Raw genomic sequence first — 19,550 nt, 5'->3', positions numbered from 1 at the left:
GCGGCTAGCGCCGGCTGCACACGAAGCTCCACCGTCGCCCCGTCGATCGCTCCGTCGCCGCGAGTGGCACCGCGGCCGGCTGCGCCGGTCTGTCCGCCGGCCTCGCCTTCGCCTCCGCATGCGGCAGGAACGTGCCGTCGAGGCGCGCCGCGATCCCCTCCACGCACGCCTGTCCTGGATCGAGCCGCAGCCGCATCTCGACCGAGTCGAACGTCCCCCGGCCGCCCGGCGTCTCGAGCGACGGCGACACGTCGAGCGACGTGTCCAGGATCCAGCCGTCCTGCCCTTCCACGCAGCGCGGCGGCAGCGCGCCGCCGAGGTCCCGCTTGCCGAGCGCGATGGGCTCGGAGACCACGCCCGTCTCCGGATCCACCGGGTGCACGTACATCCCGCCGAAGCGCTCGCCCGGCTCCGGGATGCTCGTGACGAGCAGGCCGAGGCCCGTCCCGAGCGCGCGACGCACGAGCCGCGGCGGCTCCGGCATCGTGTACCGCGAGGGGCTCGGCCGATGGAACGACGACACGAGCCGTATCACCCCGAGATCCACGCGGTAGAGCGACACCATGTCGTACGACGTGCCCTGCGCGAGGAAGAACCAGCTCTCGCCGACCCGCACCGCGCCCAGCGGCAACGGCCGCGAGAGGCCCGTCGTGCGCCCCGCCGCGTCCCGGAGCAGCAGCACCGGCTGCCCCTCGCTCGCCGCGAGCAGCGAGCAGCTCGTCCCCCGACACACGTGCGAGAGCGCGTGACGCCCGCTCGGATCGAGGAACGAGCCCCACGACGCGAGCGGGTACGAGCCGATGCCCATGCCGTCGGCCGTCGCGCTCTCGTCGGGCCAGGGCGGCGCGCTCGTCGCCGTCGAGCGCACGCCGCCCGCGGGATCGAAGCGATCGTCGAAGCGGACCAGAAAATGCCCCGTGCGCGCCCAGTCCGAGCCCTTCTTGCCCCAGGCGTACGCGCGCAGGCTCACGAGGTCGTACGGCGCGCCGTTGTCGATCCCGATCTCGTCCTTGTCGAGCGTCGGCGCGGGCATGTTGCGGAACGTGCTCCAGGGCGTCTTCAGCGGCTGCGGCGACACACGCCCGAAGCCCCCGAAGCCCCCGAAGCCGCCCATGCCGAACGTGCCCGACGACCGCGGCGGCGGCGTCGGCGCCTTCTTCACGGGCTTGTCCGGCAGCGGCTCCGTGACGGGTTTGCCCACGTGCGCGCACGTGAGCCGCACCGTCGGCGTCGTCTTCATCGGCACGTAGAGCGAAGGCGGCGCCTCCGCCGCGCGTAGATCGCCGGAGATCGCGGGCTTGCCCCAGCCCACGCGGACCCAGCCCGCGAGCACGCAACCGACGGGGCCGCAGGCGCGCGTGGGCGCGTCGCCCGGCGCGACGTCGTGCTCGGGCATGTCGAAGACCTTCCACGTCATGCCGCCGTCGGTCGACTCCGCCGAGCGCCCGCCCTCCCCTTGCGAGAGCGCGAAGCGCCCCGAGACCACCACGCCGTTCTCGTTGTCGCGCGCCTCCCCCGCGGTCACCGCGCCGTCGAGTTTGACGCGCACGCCGATCACGGGGCCGCCTGCTTCCACCCAGCCGCCGAGCACGCCCGGCTCGCGCTCCTCGAAGCCCTCGAGCCACATCCCGCGCCGGAGCTCCCGCGCCACGCTGCGTGGCTTCTGCGGCAACACGAGCGGCACGTTCGTCATGTCCGATCCCTTCAGGATCGTGAGCTGCCCCGTGCTGCCCGCGCGTGGCGGCACGAGGATCGCGACCCGCTCGTCCGAGAGCGCCACGACCCGCTCGACGCCGAGATCCCCCTTCACCCGCACCTCGCGTGTCGCCCCGCTCGCGGCGCGCACGCAGTAGACACGTGTATCACTCGCCGCGCCCGCGTCCTCCTCGCCGCACGGCCCGCGGACCACGAGCGCGCCCTGGCCGTTCGGCGACACGAAACGCGGGCCCTTGAACGAGAGGACCTTCTTCATCACGAGCGGCGGCGCGAACGTGTACACGTTCGTTGGCCCCTCCCGCTCGCCGCAGACGAAGCCGTACGAGGCGCCCACGCGCGTCGCGTGGCAGCTCGCCTCCCGCTCGGGGAACGCCGTGAGGTTCAGATCGACGATCGCGCCCGTGTCGAGCGAGACCCGCGCGAGCGCCCCTTGCCTCGCGACGACGGCCGTGCGTGGCGAGTCCGGGAAGCCGTCCTCCACCGCGGCGCGTAGCACCTTCTTCCCGAACGGCCCCTTCGGCGCGGCGGGCGTCGTGTCGTCGCCCTCGTCGTCGGTCGCGACCTGGCTCGCGCGGTACGTGAGGTTTCCGCGCGCATCGAGCACGTACTTGCCGCCCGTGACGAACATCGTCGGCTCGCCGTCCACGACCGAGATCGCGGCGGGGCGCTCGGGCAGGTGGAGCGGCCTCCAGGTCGCGCCCGCGTCGAACGTGGCGAGCACGCCGCGCAGATCGGCGTCGACGACCCCCGAGAACCCGTCGGCGAACGCGAGCCCCCCGTACGCGGCGGCGGGCGGCAGCGGCGCGAGGGATCGCACCTCGCCCGTCTCGGTGTCGACCGCGACGAGTTTTCCGTTCGACGCGAGCCTGAGGTAGAGCCTGTCGAACCCCGGCACGACGTCCGTCGTGGTCGACGAGAACTGCACGAGCGGCCGGAGCTTCCCGAGCCACGACGAGGCGCGCCAGAGCTGCGTGCCTCCGCCGGAGGTCGCGTGGAAGACGAACCCGCCGCCGAGCCGGCTCGGCAGCTCGACGGAGCGCACGTGACCGAGCGGCAGGAGCTCGTTCGCCCGCTCGGTCCTTCCGTCCTCGTACGTGACGAGCCGCATGCGATCGACGAGCACGCGCCGCGCGCCCGCCTCGTACGCGATGACCCCGCGATCGCCGCGCACGTCGGGCAAGAGCCGCGAGGGCGAGACCATCGGGACGAGTTTTCCGGGGACGGCGGCGGGCTTCTCCGCGGGCGACGCGGACCCCTTCGTGGCGCCGCCCGACGCGCCGGATTTGCAGCCTGTCACCGGGAGCGTCGCGAACGCGAGGAGCGCGACGAGGCTCGAAGCGCGGGATGTACGGCCTCGCATCACGGCCATGCTAGCGCGCGGCTCGCCGGCCCGCAGCGTTCTTGCGTGGACCGCGGCGCGTGCGCTAGAGCGGGCGCATGTCGTGTGTCGTTGCTGTCGTGGGCGCCACGGGCGTGGTGGGGCGGGAGATGTTGCGGACCCTGGAGCATCGGCGCTTCCCCGCGACCGAAGTGCGCGCCCTCGCGTCGGCGCGCAGCGTGGGGAGCCGCGTGCCGTTCCGGGGCGGCGAGCTCGAGGTGAAGCTCGCCTGCGCGGAGGCCTTCGACGGCGTGGACATCGCGCTCTTCAGCGCGGGGGCCGCGGCCTCGCGTGAGCTCGCGCCGCTCGCGGCTCTGCGTGGCGCCGTGGTCATCGACAACTCGAGCGCGTGGCGCGCCGATCCCGCGTGTCCCCTCGTCGTGCCCGAGGTGAACATGGACGCCGCGAAGGACCGCCCGAAGGGCATCATCGCGAACCCGAACTGCAGCACGATCCAGATGGTCGTCGCGCTCGGCCCGCTGCACGCCGCCGCGCGGCTCAAGCACATCGTCGTCTCGACGTACCAGGCCGCGAGCGGCAAGGGCCACGCGGCGATGGACGAGCTCATCACGCAGACGCGCGAGCTCGCCTCGGGCGCCGAGCCCACGGCGAACGTCTTTCCGGGCTCCCTCGCGGGCAACCTCCTCATGGACTGGAAGAGCGGGAGCCTGCCCGACTGGTCGGAGGAGGAGCTCAAGATGGTGCACGAGACGCGCAAGATCCTGGGCGACGCATCGATCGGCGTGACGCCGACGACGGTGCGTGTCCCGGTCGTCACGGGCCACAGCGAGGCCGTACACGCGCAGTTCCACCGTCCGATGACGGCGAGCGAGGCGCGCGACCTCTTGCGCCGCGCGCCGGGTGTGCGGCTCTTCGACGAGCCCTACGCGCCGGGCCGGCACCCGCAGCCGCGCGAGGCGGCGGGCACGGACGAGGTCTACGTGGGCCGCGTGCGCGACGACCTGGCGGTGCCGGGGGCGCTGAACCTGTGGATCGTCGCGGACAACCTGCGGAAGGGCGCGGCGTTGAATGCGGTGCAGATCGCGGAGCGGCTCGTGGGCGGCTGAGCGGCTGAGGCGGAAGAAGACAGAGAGCTTGGCGAGCGCAGGAGTCTCGACAGCGGTACGAGACTGTTCTACCGCTTTGGGAGACCCATGAGCGGCGAGCACGACCAGGATGCGCCTTCTGTCCCGCACGGCGAAGGTGGCGAGCCCGCGGAGGCGACCACGCCGAGGCTGCGGCTGCGGTCGCTCAAGGTGCATGCGTTCCGCGACGTGCGACCGGGGACGGAGCTCCGGTTCGGGGACGGTTTCCACCTGATCCTCGGCAAGAACGGATCGGGAAAAAGCACGCTCGTGGAGCTGCTCGCCGCGATGTCGACGCTAAGTTTTCGTCGACCCTTCTTCGCGGAGACGCCGTTCCACGTGGAGGCGTCCTTTGCGGTCGGTGAAATCGCTCTTCATGCGAAGATCCGTCGAACTTTCGAGACGGATGTCGTCCTCCCGTTGGGGGGCCCCACGACACACGAAGCAGCGGAGGTCTTGATTCGTGTCGAGCAACGAGACCCTTCGCTCTGCTATTGGATACAAGCGCGCACCGGCAAGGGTCTCGGTGTCTTCACGAAGGACCCGGAAAACGGACCTGCAACACCGGTCCACGAACTTGCCTGGGCAGACGATCCCCTCGACTTGTCAGTCGCGCTGCCCTTGTTGAGCGCTGCGTTCATAAAAAACGCCGACACACCCGCATTCGACCATCCGGCAATCCCCACCGCCCTCGCCCGGGTGTTCGACTATCCTGGCACCACTGCCCCGTTCGATGAGGCGCTCGGCGCGCTCCGCGCGATGGTGGGCGGTGGCTTGACCGTCCTGCTGAGCTCCAAGGTTCAATCGCACCCATGGCTTCCTCCTCCTCTGCATTTCGAGGGCAAGGGCGAACCGATCTCGCTTCCGTTGTCGCTCCACCCGCTGCTGAAGTCAGTCATCGAGCAACTCGGCTTCGATGACGCGAAAGCATACTTCGGCCCGGGCGCGTCCACGGACTCCGGGTGGCGTTACTCCTCGCCCTCCTTCCAGTTCTTCCGCGGGGGTAAACCCGTGCGGCGGCACGACCAGCTCTCCTTCGGCCAGCAACGACTCTTCTCGTTCGCCTGGTACCTGGCATGCAACCCCGATGTCGCGATCGCCGACGAGCTCGTCAACGGCCTCCACTCCGATTGGATCGACTGGTGCGTGAACGTGCTTCGCGATCGGCAAAGCTTCCTCACCAGCCAGAACCCGATCCTCGTGGACACCGTACCGTTCGAATCCGAGGAGGACATCAAGCGCGGTATCATCCTCTGCGAGTCCGTTCACGACGCCCAGAGCGATACGAACGAGCTCCGCTGGCGACAGCTCGACGATCGCGAGTCCGAGCTCATCTCCCGTGCGCTCCAGCAATCACGCTTCGATCTCCTATCGGACCTCCTGCATGCGCTCGACCTGTGGTGACACGATGCAGACCACACACGCCCCCGTCCGCCATGTGCAGTTCGTCGCCAAAGCGCCGAAGCGCGACTTCATCAGCCGCGCTCGAGGCGTAGCCGCGTTGCGGGGGGCGGGGTTCGTCGTGGAGCTGACGTTCGTGGACGCGCACGGCGCGCCGTTGCCCGAAGAACTCGCCGCCCTGCTGCGCGAGCGGACCGAGCCTGCAATCCGCGAGCTTGCGTGCGGGCGCGCGGCGCACGCGCAAAAGACGATCGCGTCCGTCGAGTCCGCAATTCGAGAGGACGCAGACCAGGTCACTGACCTCCTCGATGCCGTGTACGAAGCCCACGCGAAGGGCACACGAGCCCGCGACGTGCTCGACACGTTTCTGGACACCTTCGAGGGCTGGCTGACGGCGGACGGCGCCGCGAACGTGGACCAGCTCTTCGAGCGCCTCGATCTCGATCGAGCGCCGGAGTCCATGGGGATCCTCTTGCTGGCGACGACACGACTGACGCGCGCGCACTTCATGGAGCGAGAACCCTTCATCACGCGCCTCACGCGATGGCTCGTCGGCCGAGCGGGACGCACCGAGAGGGACGTCGACAACATGCTGCGGGGGCTCCGGGAGTGAACGGGGTTGGAGCGTTCCCGCTCCGGCTGCGCGGTGAACGAAGCGTGGACGGTTTCACCTGCACCACGGTGCTCGTGCGGATCCGCGGGACGCAGTTCCATCTCGGCCTCGGGCGCAACGACGAGCCGCACGAGCCCGTCTTGCACCTCGCGTGGCACCGAGACGTGCGCGACGAACCTCTGGAGGGAATCATCACCCGCGGCGAGGTGAAGCTCCCCGCTGCGGTCATCAAGCTCTCGCTCGATCCCCTGATCGATGAGACGTTGCAGGTCCTCGCCCGACGTGTCGCGCGGCGGTATGCGAATACTGGCTTGGCCTACGGCTTCGGCGAAGCCACGGCAACGTTCGACCAAGGGACAGGAGCGCTCACGGACGACGACGCAGCGTTCACCTGCGCGACCTTCGTCCTCGCGATGTTGCGATCGGTAGGCGTCCAGATGATCGACGTTTCACGATGGCGGGAGCCAACCGAGGAGGATCTCCGATGGCAACGCGACATCGGAGACGTCCTCGTCCAGTGGATACAGCGATCCATCCATGGCGCCGACCTCACACGCGCCGAGGAGCGGGTCGAGCAGGACCTCGGAGCGCGCCGTTATCGTCCCACCGACGTGGCGGCTGCGTCCTTGTTCGGTCCCGGCACATGGCCTGTCGGCGCGGAGGACGTCGAGCCCCAAGCGAGCATGCTGGCGTCGAAGCTGCCATGGCCCGGCGCATGAGACTCGCGCGGAAAGGCGCGGCGTTGAACGCGGTGCAGATCGCGGAGCGGCTCGTGGGTGGCTGAGGTGGAGCCACCACGCATCTCCCCTCCCCGACCCCCCGACGTCGATCGCAACAAACCGACATCGGATCCCCTCCCACCGACGCGCCCTCCCCTCCCACACGATGGGAAAAGCTTCCGACACGTCGGGTAAAGATAGCTACATCACACGCCTCCCTTCAAACGGAAGTGCGGCTCCTTCAAACGGAAAAGGAATTCACTCCTGCGGACGTGGATTTCGCTCCCACGGAAGAAAAATCCGCTCCTCGGGCGCGTGCCGTCGCCTCCTACGGGCCTGAGCTTCCTTCAAACACGGGTATCGTTGGGCCACACACGACCCGAGGCGCTTCCTGCACGTTTCCCGCGCCTGCGGGGGCCTCCGAACCGCCGAAGCCTCGCCGTCACGCACGTCCATGGCCCACGACAAGAAATCTCGACGCGGCTCCCTCACCCCCGACGACGTCCTCACCGGCCGCGTGCGACCCGACGCGCGCGAGCTCGTCGCCCTCATCCGCGACGTGAACCCCACCGGCCTCGGCCTCGATCGCCGCGAGGCCGCCCGGCGGTACGCCCTCAAGAGCCGCCTCCAGAGCGTGCTCGTCACGCGCTTCCGCGACGCCGTCGAGGTCCGACCCGAGCCCCGCGAGCCCGGCGTCGTCCTCCTCCACCATCGCCCCACGGGCCTCGACGCCTGCCACGCCGTCCTCGCCGAGCTCGACGACGACGCACGCTCCTTCGTCCAGCACGCCCTGGACACGGCGCACCTCGCAGACCCGACCCCCGACGTCTCCGCGTACACCACGCCCCCGAAGGGAGAAGGCCCGCGCGTCGAGCGAGACGAGGATGCGCCGCGCGAGGTCCCGGAGCTGCTCCGCGCGGCGGACGAGGCGCTCGCCGCGTACGACTACGAGCTCGCGCAGACACACCTCGAAGCAGCACTCGAGAGGAGCGGCGGCGGCGCGGAGGCCACGAAGGCGCTGCTCTTGCTGCTCGTGGACACGCTCGGCGCCTCGGCAGCGGCGCTCGCCCTGGAGGAGAAGATCGCCGCGGAGGCGCTCGCCGACGTACACGTGCGCCTCCTGCTCGCGCTCGCCGCCGCGCGCCTCGACGAGCGCGCGCGCGCCCTCCGCCTGCTCACGACGTCCACCTCGAAGGCACAACCAACACGTGTCGCCGAGGTCTTCGTCGCGCTCGCCAAAGGCGCGCTCGCAGCGGGAGACCTCGCCTCGGCCGCGGACGATCTCGCGCGAGCACGCGCGCTCGACGCGACACACGCGGAGCTCGTCAGCCTCACGGCCGCGCTCGCGAAGGCACGCGCAGGGGCGCGAGGGCCCGCGGAGGCGGAAGTCTCGCGGCTCCACGCAGAAGGAGACCTCCACGGCGCGGAGGCGCGCGCGCGTGAGATCCTCGTGGACCACCCGGAGAGCGAGGTCGCGCGGAGGATCCTGCGATCCATCGAGGAGCAGAAGAAGCTCGACGAGGCGCGGAGGAAGCTCGACGACGCGCACGACGCGCTCGATCGTGGAGAGACGGTGCGCGCCGCGTCGTTGCTCGAAGCGGCGAAGATCCTCGGGCTGCCGTCGCACGAGGCTACGTCTGCGGAGCAAAGGATCGCCGCGCAGGTCGCAGAGGCGCGCGCGCGGGAAGAAGAAGCACACGCGGCGGCGATCGCCGAGAAGGTCGCCGCGGGCGCGCTCGCCGAGGGGCTCGCGGCGTACGCGGCGCTGCCCGCCGCGGGGCGCGTGAAGGTGAAGGAGCACGCGGAGTCGACGAAGCTCTTCGCGTGGATCGATGTCGTCGCGCCGCCCGGCGAGGGGGCGAAGGTGAAAGCCGCGGTGGCCGCGATCGTGGCGCTACATCGCGCCGAGGAGATCGCCGAGCGAGCGCCGGAGGCGGCGATGGAGCTCGTCGATACACACGGAAAGGTCCTGCACGGCTTCGGGCCCGCCGAGGAGGTGCGCGGCAGGGCGCAGGCGGCGCTCGTGGAGGAGCGAAGGCGCGTGGCGCGGGGGCGCGTCGAGGCGGCGCGGCGGGTCATGGCGGAGGGCGACGCCGCGCAAGCGAACAAGATCCTCGGCGACGTGCAGCGCAAGGATCTGCCGGAGGAGGAGGCCGCGGCGGTCGACGTGCTCCACGCGGAGGTGCAGCGGGTCGTGGAGCGGCGGACGTTGTGGACGTCGCTGGATCAGCTACGGCGCGAGGGCGATACGCTGCGCGCGCTCGCGGTGTGCGAGGAGCTCTCGGCGCGCGTGGAGGGCGAGGATGCGGCGCGGGTCGCAGCGCTGCGCGGGGAGATCCGCGCGGAGGTGCGGCGACGATTCTCGGTGCGCGTCGAGACGTTCGAGGAGGGCGAAGCCCCGGCGGCGACGCTCCACGACGCGCGCCTCCCGTCGCGGTGGAAGTGGGAGACGATGCTCGCGCGGACGCGCGACGATCACGAGGAGATCGTCCTGATCGTCCCGCAGACGAGAGACGCGTGGGTGTTCATCCGCGTGATCGACGTGGCGACGGGGGCGCTCCTCACGCGCGTCACCCTCCGCACGCCGAACCCGATCGAGTTCCTGACCGCCGCGCTCCGCGACGGACGCCTGCTCCTCGTCGGCAAGCGCGCGAGCCTGCTCGAGATCAACACGAACGACTGGACGGTCGAGCGGTGGTGCTCGAACGTCCTCGGCAACGGCGACGCGGTCGTGCCGAAGCTCGAGAACGAGGACGTCGACGGGATCGTCCTGCCCGAGGTGCACGTCGATGAGGCGACCGTCACCGCGGATGGGCGGTGGCTCTGGCTCAACACGCTTTCGAGCAACGAAAAACGCAGCCTTCGCCGGACCCTCGGCATCTACGACCTCGCGGATCTGCGGCTCGCGCGCGAGCTCCGCGAGCATCGCGCCTCGCGCGTCCACGTCGGCGCGGTCGTCGGATCGAAGGTACCTCGCGTGGTCGTCTGCCAGTTCGACGACGACAAGGACGAGGGCCGCACGACCTTCTACGGCTCCCGTGGGTCGCCCCCTGGCCCCACGTTGCCGAAGGACGCGCTCCTCGCGCGCTCGGTCGTCGCGGCCCCGGACGGTGAACGTATCATCGGCGTCACCAGCGATCCCGAAGGCCCGAAGGAGCCTCACGCCGCACGGTGGGGGTTCTACGACATCGACGCGCGCGGCGCGCGGCCCATGCGTCTGTTCGAAGGTGTACACGCCGTGCGCGAAGTGACGGCGGTCGGGAGCCTCGACACGGGGATGTGCTTCGTGCTGTTCGACCTCGACCAGAACGGGCGCTTGCTGTTCGGCCTGGAGGACGGCGAGGACGGGCTCATGATCAAGTACGAGGTGCGGGTGCCCCGGCGGGCGCTCGTCACAGGGACCGCCGACGGGAGGCACGCGGCGCTGCTCGTGACGCACGCCGATCACCACGAGACCGTGCCGCTCGGCCCGGTGCCCCCGAAGGCCGCCGCCGAGGGCGAAGACCTCGCCGCTTTCGACCTCCCGAGTTTGCCCAGGAGCACGGTGCACGCGAAGCACCTCGACTGCCACAAGCCCACGGGAAAGAACCTCGCCGCGGCCGTCGCGGAGGAGCGCCTGCTCCGGCGGGAAAGCAAGCAAGGGATCACTCGGCGCATCGAGTGGGCACGGCGGAAGGCAGGCCCCGACGAGGTCCTCGCGCTCGAGCACGCGCTCCTTCGCCTCCGCGAGAACACGAGCGCCGGGTTCGTCGACGCGTTCGGGTGCGAACGATTCCCCGATCATCCAAGGTTCCGGCTGGGATACAGCCGGACGCTCGCCGTCGCCGGACGGTGGCGCGAGGCGCTGGATCGACTCGCGAACATCGATCCCTCGAGCTTCCGCGAGCCCGCGGAGGCCAAGCACCTCCACCACATGCGCGGGATCTTGCTGATGATGCTCGACGAACCCGAGGCGGCGCTCGTCGAGCTCGATCGCTCGGCCGCATACGAGGAAGGCAAGTGCAAGCCCGAGGAGCTCATCCCGCTCTGCGTGCCGCTCTCGGAGGAGCGGTCATGGACGCGCGAGCAAGCCGTGATACGCGACTACCTGCGTATCGTCCTCACGGCCGACGAGGCCCTCGCGCGAGGGGACGCGGAGGGCGCGCGACGTATCCTCGACGTCCCGCTCCTCTGGGAAGCCAACGAGCTCCAGAGCATGGCGCGGCTCGCGGCCGCGTATCTCCACGAAGAACCCGAGAGCGCGCCGGTGGATCGATTCCGCAAGGCCCTCGCGCTCCTGTCCTTCTGCGAGCTCTTCGACACGAGGAACACCGTGAGCCGCCGCGAGATGCCCCTACCCCGCGCGACGTGGGACGCCGAGCGGCTCGGGGCGCTCGCGGAGAAGGCGCGCGCGTGGGTGGAACGCGCGCTCTCCCTCCCCGCCTGACCTCACCACGGGAACCACTCGCCCGGGATCTTCTGCCAGGCCGTCGGCCGCCGCGGATCCCCCTCCGGCACCACGAGCGAGCCGACGAACTCGGCGTGCTCGTACACGCTGCCGATCGAGCGCGCGATGCCGTCGAGGTCCGACGCGTCGACGACGCCGTTGCTCGTCGCCTTGTAGAACTGCACCGTGATCCGGATCGGGAACTTGGGATCCCGCACGAGCTTGAGGTTGCGCCCCTCGTTGTAGGGCCCGAGGTTCGGGCCGTGGCCGAGCACCGCTTGCTCGACGTCGCTCTCCTCGTCGGCGGCCTTGGCGGCCGACTTCTTCGGCATGGGCGCGGGCATCGGCGCGGCGCCGGCGGCCATCGGCGCCGAGGGCGGCAAGGACCCGCCGAGCCTGCCACGTTGCGCGTGCACGAGCGGCACCTGCACGAGGAAGAGCACGTCGGCTCCCTTCGCGAGCGCGCTCTGATCGGCCTCCGTCTTCGGCCCACCTTGCGCCTCGATCCGCGCCTTCACGTCGCTCCGGCGCTCGGCCGTGAACGAGGCGCGCTGGCCCTTGTTGTTGAAATAGAGCTCCTGCCCCATCCCGCGCGCGCCCATCTCCTCGCCGCGGTTCTCGATCACGCTGATGCTCGTGCCCTCACGCGTGACGAGCAGCGTGAGCACCGCCGGCGATCTCGGCGCCGACTGGTAGTTGAAGATCACCGGGTTGAACTCGGCCTTGCCCGATTTCGGGATCGGCAGGAACACGGCCTGCGCGCTCACGAGGAAATGCGTGTCCCGCGGCGCGAGCAGGTTGCCGCTGCCGAGGATCGAGCCCGGTACGCTGGCGAAGGCGCGGATGTCCCGGAGCACGTCCTTGAGCGGCACCGACTCGATCGAGCCTCCCGCCGCCTTCTGGTTGCCGACCCGCACGAAGAACCGATCCGAGGGGATGTCGCCCGTGCGATCCGTGAAGTTCGGGAAACGAATCACGGGCATCAGCGCCGTGCGGAAGCCGCCGCGCGCGTCCTCGCGGAAGCGCACCTGCAGCGTCAGATCCGAGATGTTCGGGCCAAGCGACGAGCCTTGCGCCCTGCCGGTATCCTCCCACATCACGTTCATGACCGACAAACCACGGCGCTGCGCCCCCGCCATGACGTTGCGGTCGCCGACCATCGACTCGACCTTCCGGACGACGCTCGGGTAATCCACGTTCGCCGCGGGCGTGGGGCCGAGGATGCCCCATTCGGACGGGCCTCCCGCCACCTCGGCCGCCGTGCCGGTCGTGACGGGCTTCGACGTCGGCTCGGCCGTGGGCGCGACAGCTTGCGCCTCTGCCTGCGTGGCCTTCGGCGTCGCGGCCTCGTCGCTGCTGTGCACGACGGTCGGACCCCCCGCGCAGCCAGCCGCGAGCCCGATCCCCGTGGCGAAAAACGCCGCAACACCCACCATGCTCCGCTTCATTTGATCCTCCTCGCCTCCCGGGAACGTTCGAGCCCGCAAAGACCCTACACCTTTCGGCGAACGGGCCTTCGACGTTCGTGCCCCCCAAAAGACTTCGGCCGCGGATCACTCCGCGGCCGAGGTCAGGTGAAGGCCCCGAGGGGCTCTGTCAGACGGGGTTGACGAGCGCGCTGATGGCGGGGCCCTTGTAGAACTCCGTCACCTTCTTCATGTCGCCGTTCGCGATCGCGTAGAGGATCGCGGCGCTCGCGGCGTGCACGGACCTCGTGCCGTTGTAATCGACGGACATGCCCGTCGTCGGGTCGATGCCCATCGCGGTGTTGTCGGTCTTCGGATGCCCGTGCCAGCCGGCCGGGAGGTAGCCGTTGCCCATCACGTAGATCCAGTTCGCGCCGCCCGGCGTCGAGTCGGGCCACGCCGGCCGACGGAGCGGATCATGCGGGTGATCGCCGTGGATCGTGGTGATGACGGTCTTGTCGAGGTTCTTCGCGGTGCAGGCGGGATCCGCCGAATTCGCGAGGTCCTGATAGAACCGGTCGAGGAACATGCCGTAGTACTTGACCACGTTCCGCGCGCCGGGGAGCTGCGCGAAGGTCTCGTGCGGATCGGTGAAGATGCCGCCGCCCGTCTCCGGCACGACGCCGATGATCACCTGGTTCGTCAACCCGAGCGCGAACGCCTTCTTCGTGATGATGAGGGCCTTCGCCAGGTTGAGCAGCCTGTCCTTGCCGTTCTGACCGCCGAAGAACGAGGCCGCCGCCATTCCCTCGACCTCGGTCGCGCCATAAAACGCGAGGTCCGCGGCCGTGGGCATGAGCTGCGAGGCGAGGTTCCGGCCGATGAGGTTCGACGCCTTCTTGGCGATGTCGAGCTCGCGGGCCCAGGTCGGGCGACCAGCGGCCTCGCGCAGGCCGAGGATCGCCTTGTAATAGGTCTCGAACATCGACTTGTCCTCCTGCGCGAGCAGGATCGCCTTCGAAGCGGCGCTGTTGAACAGGTCGACCATCGAGTCCGCGCTCGGCACGACCGAGAGCGTGGGCGCGCCCGGCGCGGAGCCAATGGAGGCAGGCGCGACGCCGATGGAGGGCAGGATCGACGTCGTCGTGCGCTGCAGCGCGCCAATGGCGGCGAAGAGCGTCACGCTGTTGCCGACGATGCCGTCGCCGCTGTTGTTCGTGTTGCCCGGGAGCGCGCCGTCGATCGTGATCTGGCGGAGCGGCTTGCGATGATGCACGGCCGTGTCCGCGACGAGGTACGCGGTCATCGGCCGGAGCACCTGCTGCGTCGCCTGGTCGACGAACGGCGAGTCCGGCCCGTAATAAAACGGCCTGTCGGCGGGGCCCGACTTGAAATACGAGGTCGCGTCGACGTGGTTCGTCATGAACCCCTGGCCGACCGCGTCGTACGAGAAGACCGGGTTCATCGCGGCCGCCACGTCGGGCAGCGGCCAGATGAGGTGCCAGAGGCAGAAGTTGCCGCCGCCGGAGACGATGCCGACGTGGCGGTTCGTCTCGCCACACGCCTCGGCGGCGAGCGCCGTGCCGCCCTCGTCGGCGATGAAGTTGAGGAGCCTCGACCGTTCGAGCGCGAAGCCCGCGCCCGCGGCGGCCATGAGCCGGAGGAAATTCCGGCGCTGGGGGCCGCGCAAATCCTTGAGTTTATAGTTTGCCATGGCCCGTTCTCCTACTCGCAGGTATGCGCCGCGCTCATGAACGCAGCGACGGTGAGCGCGCGCTTGTTCGCCAGATCCTGAGGGCTGGCCTGGTTCGCCTGCGCGACCATCAGGTTGCAGAGATCCATGTCGTCCTCGGTCGCCGGGCGCCCCATGATGCAGCTCAGGGCGTAATAAACGCATTCACCGTCGGACGGAGAGAACATCGGATACCCCACGCCGTTGACCTTGCACTCCTCGGCGTTCTGGATGTTCTGGATGATCTCGGGCGCGGCCTGCACGAAGATGTCGAGCACCTTCGCCGCCGCCGAGATCGTGTAGAAATACGACTCGCCCATGCGCGCGTCGAAGTTCGCCACGCCGAGCGAGTCCCTCGTCGCCGCGGACTTGTAGAGCTGGCCCGCCGTCGGCGGTTGCCCCGCCGCGGCCACCTTGTTGAGATCCACGCCGCGCGAGGAGAGCAGATCGCCGAGCGCCGCATACGTGAGCTTGCTGCAGGAGTGCAGCCGCGTGCGGATCTCGGGCGGCCCCTCGGACGCGCGCTTCTTCAGGATCTCGAAGGGATCCTCCTGGCCCGATTGTGTCGGATCCATCGGGTGGTGGAAGTTGTTCTCCCCATTCTGGCTCGTCTCGGGGTCGCCGGCCGATTGCGCGCCCGCGCCGGTCGTGCCGCCGCCCGCGCCGCCCGTCCCGCCGGTGCCATCGTCGCCGCCGCCCCCGCCGGGGCCCGTCGCCGACGGCACGCAGTCCTCGCCCATCGGATCCTCCGTGCCGAGGCACGCCGCGAACCCGAAGCCGATCGTGAAGAAGAGGCCGGGCAGCGCCCAGCCGAAGAAACTTCGCGCCATGATCAATACCTCACGAAGTCGTCGTGGACGAACGCGGCGCGGATGACATCGCGCAGGTTGTAGTTGGTCTTGAATTGCGTCAGGAGCGGGCCGATGACGCTCTCGGGCACGTCGGCGAGATCGTAGACCGCGTCGCCCTTCGACATGGCGAAGTTCCAGACGCGGACGACCGCGCAACGCGCGACCTCGTCGTCGGCCGCCATCCTCTGGCCGAACTCGAGCATGTTCGCGGCCGGCGCGCCGAACTTGAAGCCCGTCGTCTCCCCGGGCGGGAGGTAATCGCTCATCTTGACCTTCGGGTTGCCGTCGATGGGCACCGTGGCCGAGAACTCGAGGAAGCCGTCGCCGCCCACCACCGGCTCGACGTACGTGCCGCTGTCGTCGAAGGCCGCGAAGAGCGGGGCGCGGTGGTTCATCGTGCCATGGCAGTTCGCGCAGATCGTCGAGGAGTAATCGAGGAAGTCGACGCGACCGCCGTTCGCCGCGCCGGCGATCGACTCGAAAGGCCACGGCGAGGTGTAGAAGCCCTGGCCCTTCGGCTCCGGCTTGCTCGTGTATTCGGCCGGCATCTTGCTGCAGGAGAACGTCTCCTGGATGAACCGGACGCGCCGGAACGCGAGCGCGCTCGCATACTGGGCCATGAGGCCCGCGTCCGTGAGCACGCCGGCCGCGGGCGCGGCGGTCGGGCCGTTCGCGCAATCGCCGGGCGTGAACGTGCCCGTCGCCGCGTCGTACGTGGGGCAGGTGCCGGCCGTCGCGGTGAACATCTGCCGGAAATCCGCGCCTTCGACGGTGATCTTCGCGGCGAAGAGCGGCGCCGTGTCCCGGTTCGGCGTCTCACCCGGCGCCATCGCGCCCGAGCGGAACGTGTTCTTCCAGAAATCGATCATCGCCGAGGCGAACCGCGGCGACGCCATGTACTGGTCGACGAACGTCTCGTAGACCTTCTTCGGGTCCTCGGCGCTGCGGATGCCCTCGATTTCGTCGTTCTTCGGCAGCTTGCCCGCGAGCTTGAGGCTCGCGGTGCGCAGCGCTTCGCTATACGAGACGACGCGCTCGTCGAGCACCGTCTTCGGGCCGCCGTTGCCGCCGCCGGTGGTCGTCCCCGTGCTGCTCCCGCCGCCGTTCCCGACGGTCGTCGGCGCCTGGCCGCCCTCGCCGCCCGCGGAGGGCGGGCAGGGCTTTCCTCCATTGGCGGGCGACCCGCCGAGGAGCTTGTTCGGATCGTCGGGGTTACACGCAGAAAGGACCAAAGAAAGTCCCATCAGCGCGGGCCCCGTCCACGCTCTCTTGCCCCATTTCATTGTCATTGCTCCGCCATGATCCAAGGCTCCACCTTGGCTTTGAAAGCGTTGTATGCGTTCAGATCACCATCGAATTTGTACATGTGCACGATCGGCTGCACCGGATCGGTCACCTGCAGGATCTGGCTCGTCGCCGGATCCCCGGGCTTGATGCGCGCTCGCACCTCCTGGCAAGCCGCATCGGGCATCATCGCGTTGAGCTCCGAGAGATCCATCGTGCCCTTCGCCTGCGGGTTCGTCCCACCGTGACATTTCATCATGCAGGTCTGCATGGCCGGCGCGACGTTCGCCTTGAACATCGCGAGGTCCTTGCAGCCGGTCCCCGGCCCGGCGTTGCCGCCGTAGACCTCGATGAGCTCGAACGCGATCCCGACGTACGCGCCCTTCTGCCAGTTCGTCAGGACGAGCTCGCCCGTGCCGAGGGTGTTCTCGCCGCCGAGCGTGAAGGTCTGGTCGAGATTGGAGAAGCTGTCGACCGGATCCGGATCACCCTTCTGTCCAGGCACATAGACGGTGAAGAGCGGGTGCACGATGTGGAGCGGCCTGTCGACCACGGGGTGGACCGTGATGTTCGTCAGCCGCAGCATCGTGGGCGCGTCGCTCGAGCCGCCGAGCGCCTCCGCGAAGAAGGAGATCGACATGTATTCGAATTCGGGGCCGAGATCGTCGAGGTAGACGGTGTTCAGCGCGCCGCCGGGCAGAGGCCGGAACGGTCGAACGCTCGGCCCGATGTCCGCAGGGTCGGTCGAAGGCAGGTTGTCCGACTCGGCCGTCAACCACGCGAGCACCTTGGGCTTGACGGCGTCCGGGATCTTCGGCGCCTCACCGTCGCCGTGGTTCGGCGACTCCGGGTGCGTCATCAGAATGCTCTGCTCGGGCGCCGAGACCACGATGCCCGGCCAGAACGTTATCGTCTGGTACCGCTCCTCGGGCGTCTCCCCCGCGAGGAACGGCGCCGGCGCCGAGCCGCCCTTCTTGTGGCAGATGTTGCAATTCGTGACGAGGTCGGGCTCGACCTCCAGGAAAAGCTCGTACGCCGAAGGCCCCGAAGGCCCGCCGCCCATGCCACCCACGCCCCCGCCGCCGGACGCGCCGGCCCCCGAGTCCCCGGCGCCCCCGCCCGAACACGCAGAGATCCCCACCGCGACCGTGACCATGACGCCGAGCGACAAGGCCACCCCCGCAATGGAGCGGCGTGACGATCCGATTTCACGAGAAGTTTTCACTGCCATAACAAGGATCGAGGATGAGCAGGTGGATCGATGCAGGTCCACCCGAGGAGGCCGGGAAACCGAGGGCCACGCCTTGTCCTTGCATCGATCGGCGCGACCCTCGCCTCGATTCGCCTCGCCTCGAAGATCGAGGACGAGCCGGATCAGATCCAGATTATGCGTCCCCTTGCACCTCATGGGAAGGAGTTCTTGATGCTCGGCAACATCCTTGGTACCGGAAAAGGATGTCTCCCCGCCGTGCGCCGCTCGCCCTCGCGAGCGCGCTCCTCGTCGCGTCGTCGGCCACGAGCTGCGTGCTCATCGCCGAGATCGATTACGATCTGATCCCCGACGACACGAACGCCCCGGACGCCGGCAGCGGCGGGAGCACGTCCGATGCAGGCTGCGCCGACGACACGGCCTGCGACGACCAAAACCCCTGCACCACCGACACGTGCATGTCGGGCGCCTGCATGTCCACGCCCCTCGCCGCAGGCACGGCGTGCGGCGCCCCCGAGCCCTGCGTGGAGAGCCTCGTCTGCGACGCGGCCGGCGCGTGTGTCGCGACGCCGGTGAGCACGGAGGACGGCGATCCGTGCACGACCGATTCCTGCGATCCGCAGACGGGCATGATCTCGCACACGCCGCTCGGCAGCAGTTGCCTGTCGTGGGTGGCCCTGCCGACGGAGAACGCGCCCTCGCCGCGCTTCAACCACTCCGCGGTCTGGACGGGCACGAAGTGGATCCTCTGGGGCGGCGAGCGCGGCGGCCCCGATCCGCTGCTCGGCGACGGCGCGGTCTACGATCCGGTCGGGAAGACGTGGACGCCGATGAGCACCACGGGCGCGCCCTCGCCGCGCTTCGGCCACACGGCGGTCTGGACGGGCGAGGTCATGGTCGTGTGGGGCGGTTATTCGACGGACGGCCTCGTCGGCTCGGGCGCGATCTACAACCCGAACACGAACGCCTGGACGCCGCTTTCCACCACCGGCGAGCCTTCGCCGCGCATCCGCCACACGGCGGTCTTCGCCGACGGGTACATGGTCGTCTGGGGTGGCACCTCGGGGACGAACCAGCCCTTGAGCTCGGGCGGCCGTTACCACGTCCAGACGCAGACCTGGTCCGCGACGGCCACGAGCGGCGCCCCGAGCCCGCGCACGCAGCACGCCGCGACGTGGACGGGCGATCGCGTGGTCGTGTGGGGAGGCATGGACTTCTTCGACTGGTTCGGCGACGGCGCGTTTTACTCGCCGCAGAACAACCAGTGGACGGCGAAGACCTCGAACACGAACGCGGCCTCGTTCCGCGAGTCACACACGGCCGTGTGGACGGGCTCGGAGATCTACGTGTGGGGCGGCTGGAACGGCGGGCCGTACCTCGACACGGGCGCGATCTTCGCGCCGAACAACGGCGCGCAGGGCACGTGGACGCCCATGACCACGACGGGCGCGCCGAGCGCGCGCCGCTCACACGTGGCCGTCTGGACGGGGTCGTCGATGATCGTCTGGGGAGGCTGCGGGGACCTGGTCTGCACCGGAGCCCTCGGCGACGGCGGCCGGTACACGCCCGGCATGAACGGCGGGACGTGGGAGCCCATCCCCGAGGTGCCCGAGCTGAGCGCGCGCCGCGACGCGACGGCGACGTGGACCGGCACGCGGATGCTGGTGTGGGGCGGACGCGACGCGAGCGGCGCGATCGGCACGGGCGCCGAAGCGCAGCCCTGACAAAC

General features: G+C 69.7%; 12 protein-coding genes. 6 read left to right on the top strand and 6 right to left on the bottom strand.

Annotated elements, in window-relative coordinates:
* Positions 1–4 precede the first annotated feature (4 nt).
* A complete protein-coding gene (locus GF068_RS16730; protein ID WP_153820365.1) occupies positions 5–3,076 on the bottom strand; it encodes a PQQ-binding-like beta-propeller repeat protein in 3,072 nt (1,023 codons plus the stop codon).
* 77 nt (positions 3,077–3,153) lie between these two features.
* On the opposite strand from GF068_RS16730, the gene GF068_RS16725 reads away from it, so the two are divergent.
* The 5 genes from GF068_RS16725 (at position 3,154) to GF068_RS16705 (ending at position 11,338) form a co-directional block, all read left to right on the top strand.
* Positions 3,154–4,161, top strand: coding sequence for an aspartate-semialdehyde dehydrogenase (locus GF068_RS16725; RefSeq protein WP_153820364.1), 1,008 nt, complete (start codon positions 3,154–3,156; stop codon positions 4,159–4,161).
* An 87-nt stretch (positions 4,162–4,248) separates the two neighbouring features.
* Positions 4,249–5,583 (top strand): AAA family ATPase, encoded by a 1,335-nt coding sequence (locus tag GF068_RS16720; protein WP_153820363.1) that lies wholly within the window; start codon positions 4,249–4,251, stop codon positions 5,581–5,583.
* Positions 5,584–5,587: 4 nt separating this feature from the next.
* Positions 5,588–6,193 (top strand): hypothetical protein, encoded by a 606-nt coding sequence (locus GF068_RS16715; RefSeq protein WP_153820362.1) that lies wholly within the window; start codon positions 5,588–5,590, stop codon positions 6,191–6,193.
* Positions 6,194–6,237: 44 nt separating this feature from the next.
* The gene (locus GF068_RS16710; RefSeq protein ID WP_153820361.1) at positions 6,238–6,912 is read left to right on the top strand and encodes a hypothetical protein; all 675 of its coding nucleotides are present in this window, start codon (positions 6,238–6,240) and stop codon (positions 6,910–6,912) included.
* A gap of 454 nt (positions 6,913–7,366) precedes the next feature.
* Positions 7,367–11,338, top strand: coding sequence for an ATP-binding protein (locus GF068_RS16705; RefSeq protein ID WP_153820360.1), 3,972 nt, complete (start codon positions 7,367–7,369; stop codon positions 11,336–11,338).
* A 2-nt stretch (positions 11,339–11,340) separates the two neighbouring features.
* Here GF068_RS16705 and GF068_RS16700 read toward each other — a convergent pair whose 3' ends face one another.
* The 5 genes from GF068_RS16700 to GF068_RS16680 all read right to left on the bottom strand — a co-directional run bounded on the left by GF068_RS16700 (position 11,341) and on the right by GF068_RS16680 (position 17,788).
* Positions 11,341–12,786 carry a hypothetical protein gene (locus GF068_RS16700; RefSeq protein ID WP_153820359.1) on the bottom strand — a complete coding sequence of 482 codons (1,446 nt, stop codon included), beginning with the start codon at positions 12,784–12,786 and terminating at the stop codon, positions 11,341–11,343.
* 148 nt (positions 12,787–12,934) lie between these two features.
* Positions 12,935–14,458 carry a hypothetical protein gene (locus GF068_RS16695; protein WP_153820358.1) on the bottom strand — a complete coding sequence of 508 codons (1,524 nt, stop codon included), beginning with the start codon at positions 14,456–14,458 and terminating at the stop codon, positions 12,935–12,937.
* A gap of 11 nt (positions 14,459–14,469) precedes the next feature.
* Complete coding sequence (locus GF068_RS16690; RefSeq protein WP_153820357.1) at positions 14,470–15,306, bottom strand: hypothetical protein; 837 nt, start codon at positions 15,304–15,306, stop codon at positions 14,470–14,472.
* A 2-nt stretch (positions 15,307–15,308) separates the two neighbouring features.
* Complete coding sequence (locus GF068_RS16685) at positions 15,309–16,571, bottom strand: hypothetical protein (protein WP_153820356.1); 1,263 nt, start codon at positions 16,569–16,571, stop codon at positions 15,309–15,311.
* A gap of 41 nt (positions 16,572–16,612) precedes the next feature.
* Positions 16,613–17,788 (bottom strand): hypothetical protein, encoded by a 1,176-nt coding sequence (locus GF068_RS16680; RefSeq protein ID WP_153820355.1) that lies wholly within the window; start codon positions 17,786–17,788, stop codon positions 16,613–16,615.
* A gap of 278 nt (positions 17,789–18,066) precedes the next feature.
* Between GF068_RS16680 and GF068_RS16675 the strand changes: the two genes are divergently transcribed.
* On the top strand, positions 18,067–19,545 hold the full coding sequence (locus GF068_RS16675) for a Kelch repeat-containing protein (RefSeq protein WP_170319522.1): 1,479 nt from the start codon (positions 18,067–18,069) through the stop codon (positions 19,543–19,545).
* Positions 19,546–19,550: the final 5 nt, after the last annotated feature.

This window comes from Polyangium spumosum (assembly GCF_009649845.1).
GTDB lineage: Bacteria > Myxococcota_A > Polyangia > Polyangiales > Polyangiaceae > Polyangium > Polyangium spumosum.
This window is presented reverse-complemented; position numbering and strand designations above follow the sequence as displayed.